This window comes from Streptomyces sp. NPDC004561 (assembly GCF_053602155.1).
Window position 1 is genome coordinate 1 of the sequence record NZ_JBSGDB010000502.1, and the last position, 6,007, is coordinate 6,007.

Here is a 6,007-nt window from a genome sequence, read left to right on the forward strand (position 1 = left end):
CCCAGGCCGCTGACCACGGTGATGCAGTCGCCGGGGTGGGTGGAGTACGACCGCTCGTTGATCTGGAGACGGCCCTCTCGACGGCGACGACGGCCGCGCCGTGCCGCGCGCACTCCACGGCCACCGAGCCGGAGCCCGCGCCGACGTCCCACACCAGGTCGCCGGGCCGGGGGCCCAGACGGGCCAGGGCCAGCGCCCGGACCTCGAACTTGGTGATCATCGAGTCCCGGTGCGTGAACCCGGCCTCCTCCAGTGCCCAGCGGCCGGGCCGGGCGGGCACCCCGGCCAGCGTCCGCACCGGGCCGAGCGCCCGTGCCCGGTCCAGGCACAGCACCACGCTCACCGCCGTACCCCAGTCGCGGGCCGCCCCCGCCGCGGGCGTCACCCGCTCCACGCGCTCCCGCACCGGGTCGCCGAGCGCGCTCGCCACGACCAGCACCCGGTCCTGGCCGGTGAGCGCGGCGCCCAGCTCGGCGGGCCCGGCGCCCGGACCGGTCAGGACGGCCGCCTTCGGCTGCGCCCGGCAGACGTTCACGGCCGTGCGCAGGTCCCGGCCGTGCGCGCTGACCACGACCGCGTCGTCCCAGGGCAGCCCGATCCGCGCGAACGCCGTGGCCACCGAGGACACCCCCGGCCGCACGTCCAGCAGCCCCGGCCCGAACCGCTCCGCCAGCGCCCGCACGATCCCGAAGAACCCCGGATCCCCGGAGGCCAGCACGAGCACCGGCAGTTCCTTGCCGACGTACTCGGCGATCGTGTCCAGGGCGGGCGCCAGCGGCCCGAGCACGACCCGTTCGGCGCCGGCGGGCAGCCGTACGGCGTCCAGGTGCCGCCGTCCGCCGACGACGAGGGCGGCACCTTCCGCGACGTCCCCGGGAACCGGCGCCCCCGTCCCCGTGCCGACGACCGTGATCAACTGCTCGCCCCTCGCTCGCGCAGCGCCCGCCGCGCCTCGGGGTCGGCCTTGCGGAACCCGTGGAAGTGGCCCGGGTGGTACAGGTGCGAGCGGGTGCCGTGCGCGTCCAGCGCCGGGCCGACCAGGAAGAGCGTGTGCTTCCAGAGCTTGTGCTCCTTGACCGTCTCCTCCAGCGTGCCGATCGTGCACCGCACGACCAGCTCCTCCGGCCAGGTCGCCTGGTAGGCGACGACCACGGGCGTGGACGTGGGATAGCCGCCCTCCAGCAGCTCCCGCACCAGCTGGCCGCTGCGCGCCGCCGACAGGAAGACCGCCATGGTGGTGCCGTGCCGGGCGAACTCGCGCACCTCCTCGCCGGGTGGCATCGGCGTCTTGCCGCCGCCGAGCCGGGTGAGCACCACGGACTGCGCGACCTCGGGAATCGTCAGCTCGCGCCGCGCGAGCGCGGCCACGGCCGAGAACGACGACACACCGGGGACGACCTCCGTCGCGATCCCGAGCTCCGCGCACCGGTCCAGCTGCTCCTGCGTGCCGCCCCACAGCGCCGGATCACCGGAGTGGATCCGCGCCACCCTCAGCCCCTCGGCGAGGGCCCGCCGGTAGACGGCGACGACGTCCTCCAGGGACATGGTGGCCGAGTCCAGGATCTCCGCGTCCTCGCGCGCGTGCTCCAGGACCTCCGCCTGGACGAGGCTGGCCGCCCAGATCACCACGTCCGCCTCCGCGATCGCGCGCGCGGCACGGAACGTCAGCAGGTCGGCGGCGCCGGGACCGGCACCGACGAACGTCACCTTGCCGGTGGGGGCATCGGCCATGGGAAGGGTCCTCTCGTACAGAATCTCGAATGAAAAGCGAGCGAAATGTCAGGGTCTGTGGCGGTGTGAGCGGTGCCGGATGTGCGCGAAGGCGCCTCCATCGGATAGCAAGGGCCTATGGCGGTCTTCGTCGCGCTCGGCGCGTTCCTGATGACGCTGGCCGGCGGCTGGACGGCGCAGCGTGTGACCGACCGGCGCCATCTCGTCCTGGGACTCGCCGGCGGCCTGATGCTGGGTGTGGTCGGCCTGGACCTGCTGCCGGAGGCGCTGCGCGCGGCCGACCGCGAGGTCTTCGGCGTACCCGCCGCCCTGCTGCTGTTCGTGGCCGGCTTCCTGCTGGCCCACCTGGTGGAGCGCACCCTGGCCGCACGCCAGGCGGCCCACGGCGGCGACGAGCACGACCACCACCGGGCGCCGGAGGTGGGCCTGACGGCGGCCGCCGCGATGGTGGGCCACAGCTTCATGGACGGCGTGGCGATCGGCGCGGCCTTCCAGGTGGGCGGCGGCATGGGCACGGCCGTCGCGCTCGCCGTGATCGCCCACGACTTCGCCGACGGCTTCAACACCTTCACCATCACCAGCCTGTACGGCAATGCCCGCCGCCGGGCGATCGGCATGCTGGTCGCCGACGCCTGCGCACCCGTGGTGGGCGCGCTGTCGACCGCCTTCATCCACATCCCCGAACCGGTGCTCGGCGGCTATCTCGGCCTCTTCGGGGGCGTACTGCTCTACCTCGCCGCGGCCGAGATCCTCCCCGAGGCCCATCACGAGCACCCGGCCCGCTCCACCCTGCTGTGCACGGTGGCCGGGGCGGCGTTCATCTGGCTGGTGGTCGGCATCTCCGGCTGACCGGACGGCCGGCCGCGCGGGGCTCACAGCTTCCCGCCCCGCCCGCCGTCCCGCCGCGGCGGAGCGATCAGCGTCGAAAGGTACGGCAGCGGCGCCCCGTCCAGCTCGGCGGCCGGCCGCACCGACTCCTCCGGCAGACCCAGCGCCGACCCCCACACCGCGTCCCCGAGCCGCCCGGTCTCGGCGAGCGCCTCGGCGACCTCGGCGGCCTGCCGCCCGAACTTGTACGCCACGACCGTCCCCGGCCCGGCCAGCGCCTCCTTGAGCACGGCGGACCCGGCGGTCACCGGCACCAGCGTCAGCGGCTCGGTGCCCTCGGTCAGCACGGCACCCGAGCGCGCCGCCAGGTCCTGCATGGCGGTGATCCCGGGCACGGTCTCCACGGCCACCCCGGGCACCAGCTCCGCGACGGTCTGCGCGAGATACGTGAACGTCGAGTACACGTTCGGGTCGCCGATGGTGGCGAAGGCGACGGACCCGTGCTCCCGCAGCAGCCCGGCGACCCGCTCGCCCGCGGCGTCCCAGGCGGCCTCGCGGCGCGCCCGGTCGCTCCGCTCGTTCAGCGCGAACACCACCCGCACGACCTTCTCCCGCTCCACGTAGTGCAGCACGGTCGCCTCGGCCCGCCCCCGCTCACCGGTGTCCATCACGGGTACGACGACGACCTCGGCCGAACGCAGCGCGTTGACCCCCTTGACGGTCACCAGCTCCGGATCACCGGGACCGACCCCGACTCCGACCAGCCTGCTGCTCATGACGTCCGGCACCTCTCCACGAACCGACGGGCCACACCGGGCTCGGACGCCCAGTGCGTGTGCAGATAACTCGCGTGCACGCCCCGTTGCACAAAACCCTCGACCCGCCGCACCGGGGCCCTGACCCCCCAGGCCGGAGCGGCACCGGCGGCCGGCTCGACGACCGTGCGGTGGAACTCGTGCCCCCGCATCCGGGTGCCGGCGGCGGCCAGCACACTGTCGCCGACGGCCACGGCGTCCCGGTAGCCGAGCGTCAGCCGATCCGTCATCCGCGCGGTGGCGTCCAGCACCCCGCACATCGGCTGCCCGTCCAGCTCCCGGCACAGGTAGAGCAGCCCGGCGCACTCGGCGGCGACGGGGGCGCCGCGCTCCGCGAGTGCGGCGACCGCTTCGCGCAGGGCCTTGTTGGCGGACAGCTCACCGGCGTACATCTCGGGGAACCCGCCCCCGACGACCAGCCCGGCGGTCCTCTCGGGCAGCTCCTCGTCCCGGAGCGGATCGAAGGTGACCACCTCGGCCCCGGCGGCGGCGAGCAGCTCTACGTGCTCGGCGTAGGAGAACGTGAACGCGGGCCCACCGGCGACGGCGACCACCGGCGCCCGCCCGCCGGCCGACCGAGCGGGGGCCCAGGGCGCGGGGTCCCCCGGTACGGGGCCGGCAGCGCGGGCAAGGGCCTCCAGCGCCGCCAGATCGCACCCACGGGACACCTGCTCGGCCATCGCCGCGACGGCGTCGACCGCGGCGGCCCGCCGTTCGGCGACCGGCACCAGGCCCAGGTGCCGGGACGGCGTGTCCACCTGCCGAGCCCGCCGCAGGGCGCCCAGCACCGGCACCCCGGAGGCGTCCAGCGCCTCCCGCAGCAGCGACTCGTGCCGGTCGGACCCGACCTTGTTGAGGATCACGCCCCCGACCCGCACCCCGGGGTCCCAGGACGCGAACCCGTGCACCAGCGCCGCCACCGACCGCGACTGCGAGGAGGCGTCGACCACCAGCACCACCGGCGCCCCCAGCAGCTTGGCCACGTGCGCGGTGGACGCGAGTTCGCCCTCGCCCGCCGCGCCGTCGTACAGCCCCATCACGCCCTCGACGACGGCGATGTCGCACCCCCGCGCCCCGTGCAGGAAGAGCGGGGCGATCAGCTCCGGCCCGCACAGGTACGCGTCGAGGTTGCGCCCGGTCCGCCCGGTCGCGAGCGCGTGGTACCCGGGGTCGATGTAGTCCGGCCCGACCTTGTGCGGGGACACGGCGAGCCCCCGCGCGGCGAACGCGGCCATCAGCCCCGTGGCGACGGTGGTCTTGCCGCTGCCCGAGGAGGGCGCGGCGATGACCAGCCGGGGGACGGAGCTCACCACTCGATGCCCTTCTGGCCCTTCTGCCCCACGTCCATGGGGTGCTTGACCTTGGACATGTCGGTCACGAGGTCGGCGAGGTCGACCAGCTTCTCCGGCGCGTTCCGCCCGGTGACGACGACATGCTGGGTACCGGGCCGGTTGCGCAGGACGTCCACGACCTCGTCCGTGTCCACCCAGCCCCAGTGCATCGGGTAGGCGAACTCGTCCAGCACGTACAGCCGGTACGTCTCGGCCGCCAGGTCCCGCTTGACCTGCTCCCAGCCCTCCCGGGCCTTCTCCTCGTTGGTCGCGTTGTCACCCTGGATGTCCCGCTGCACCCAGGACCAGCCCTCGCCCATCTTGTGCCAGTCGACGCTCCCGCCCTCGCCGGAGGCGCCGAGCACGCGCAGCGCGTTCTCCTCGCCGACCTTCCACTTCGCCGACTTGACGAACTGGAACACCCCGATGGGCCACCCCTGGTTCCACGCGCGCAGCGCGAGCCCGAACGCGGCGGTGGACTTGCCCTTGCCGACGCCCGTGTGCACCACGACCAGCGGACGGTTACGACGCTGACGGGTCGTCAGACCGTCGTCCGGCACGACACTCGGCTGTCCCTGCGGCACTACGCGGCCCTCCTCTGTACGTCCTTGACCAGACCGGCGATCGAGTCCGCCCGCAGCTCGTCGAGCGTCACCGCCGTACCGCCCAGCTCACCCGCGAGCTGCCCGGCGAGCCCGAGCCGCACCGGCCCCGACTCGCAGTCCACGACCACGGAGGCGATCCCCTCCGCCGCGAACAGCCGGGCCGCACGCCCGGCGAGCGCCACCGGCTCCGGGCCACCCGTCGCCCGTCCGTCCGTCACCACCACGACCAGCGCCCGCCGCGCCGGATCCCGCAGCCGCTCCACCCGCAGCACCTCGTGCGCCCTGAGCAGCCCGGCGGCCAGCGGCGTGCGGCCCCCGGTCGGCAGCGTCCCCAGCCGGGCGGCGGCCGCGTCCACGGAGGACGTCGGCGGCAGCGCCACGTCCGCGGCGGACCCCCGGAAGGTCACCAGACCCACCTTGTCCCGCCGCTGGTATGCGTCGAGCAGCAGCGACAGCACCGCGCCCTTGACCGCGCCCATGCGCTGCCGGGCCGCCATCGACCCGGAGGCGTCGACCACGAACAGCACGAGGTTGCCCTCGCGTCCCTCCCGGGTCGCCTGCCGCAGATCGTCCCGGCGGACCACCAGCCCCGGCCCGGACCGGCCGCGCGCCCGCTGGTGCGGGGCGGCGTAGGGTCCCGGCATCACCATGACGATCGAGGACACGAAGGGGACGGTCCAGGCGGACATGCTGCTCG

General features: G+C 74.8%; 7 protein-coding genes. 1 reads left to right on the top strand and 6 read right to left on the bottom strand.

Annotation, left to right across the window (positions count from 1 at the left end):
- Together cbiE and cobM are read right to left on the bottom strand one after the other, a co-directional pair.
- A partial coding sequence (gene cbiE / locus ACWEN3_RS39045; protein WP_452981259.1) for a precorrin-6y C5,15-methyltransferase (decarboxylating) subunit CbiE occupies positions 1 to 916 on the bottom strand: 916 nt, incomplete at its 3' end.
- Positions 913 to 1,731, bottom strand: a complete 819-nt coding sequence (gene cobM / locus ACWEN3_RS39050; RefSeq protein ID WP_452981262.1) for a precorrin-4 C(11)-methyltransferase — start codon at positions 1,729 to 1,731, stop codon at positions 913 to 915. The genes cobM and cbiE, both read right to left, overlap by 4 nt.
- A gap of 117 nt (positions 1,732 to 1,848) precedes the next feature.
- Between cobM and ACWEN3_RS39055 the strand changes: the two genes are divergently transcribed.
- Positions 1,849 to 2,580 (top strand): ZIP family metal transporter, encoded by a 732-nt coding sequence (locus tag ACWEN3_RS39055; RefSeq protein ID WP_452981265.1) that lies wholly within the window; start codon positions 1,849 to 1,851, stop codon positions 2,578 to 2,580.
- 23 nt (positions 2,581 to 2,603) lie between these two features.
- Here the strand turns inward: ACWEN3_RS39055 and cobI are convergent, their stop codons facing one another.
- From cobI to ACWEN3_RS39075, 4 genes are all read right to left on the bottom strand, one after another.
- Positions 2,604 to 3,335 (bottom strand): precorrin-2 C(20)-methyltransferase, encoded by a 732-nt coding sequence (cobI, locus tag ACWEN3_RS39060; RefSeq protein ID WP_452981268.1) that lies wholly within the window; start codon positions 3,333 to 3,335, stop codon positions 2,604 to 2,606.
- Entirely contained in the window at positions 3,332 to 4,687 is a 1,356-nt protein-coding gene (locus ACWEN3_RS39065; protein ID WP_452981271.1) for a cobyrinate a,c-diamide synthase, read from the bottom strand. Before ACWEN3_RS39065 ends, cobI begins: the two co-directional genes overlap by 4 nt.
- On the bottom strand, positions 4,681 to 5,289 hold the full coding sequence (cobO, locus tag ACWEN3_RS39070; protein ID WP_452981274.1) for a cob(I)yrinic acid a,c-diamide adenosyltransferase: 609 nt from the start codon (positions 5,287 to 5,289) through the stop codon (positions 4,681 to 4,683). Before cobO ends, ACWEN3_RS39065 begins: the two co-directional genes overlap by 7 nt.
- Positions 5,289 to 6,007: vWA domain-containing protein (locus ACWEN3_RS39075; RefSeq protein WP_452981277.1), on the bottom strand; the 719-nt coding region annotated here is incomplete at its 5' end. The genes cobO and ACWEN3_RS39075, both read right to left, overlap by 1 nt.

Coding starts and splice junctions, on each gene's coding strand:
- cobM (WP_452981262.1), bottom strand. CDS start 1,731: ATGGCCGATGCCCCCACCGGCAAGGTGACGTTCGTCGGTGCCGGTCCC.
- ACWEN3_RS39055 (WP_452981265.1), top strand. CDS start 1,849: ATGGCGGTCTTCGTCGCGCTCGGCGCGTTCCTGATGACGCTGGCCGGC.
- cobI (WP_452981268.1), bottom strand. CDS start 3,335: ATGAGCAGCAGGCTGGTCGGAGTCGGGGTCGGTCCCGGTGATCCGGAG.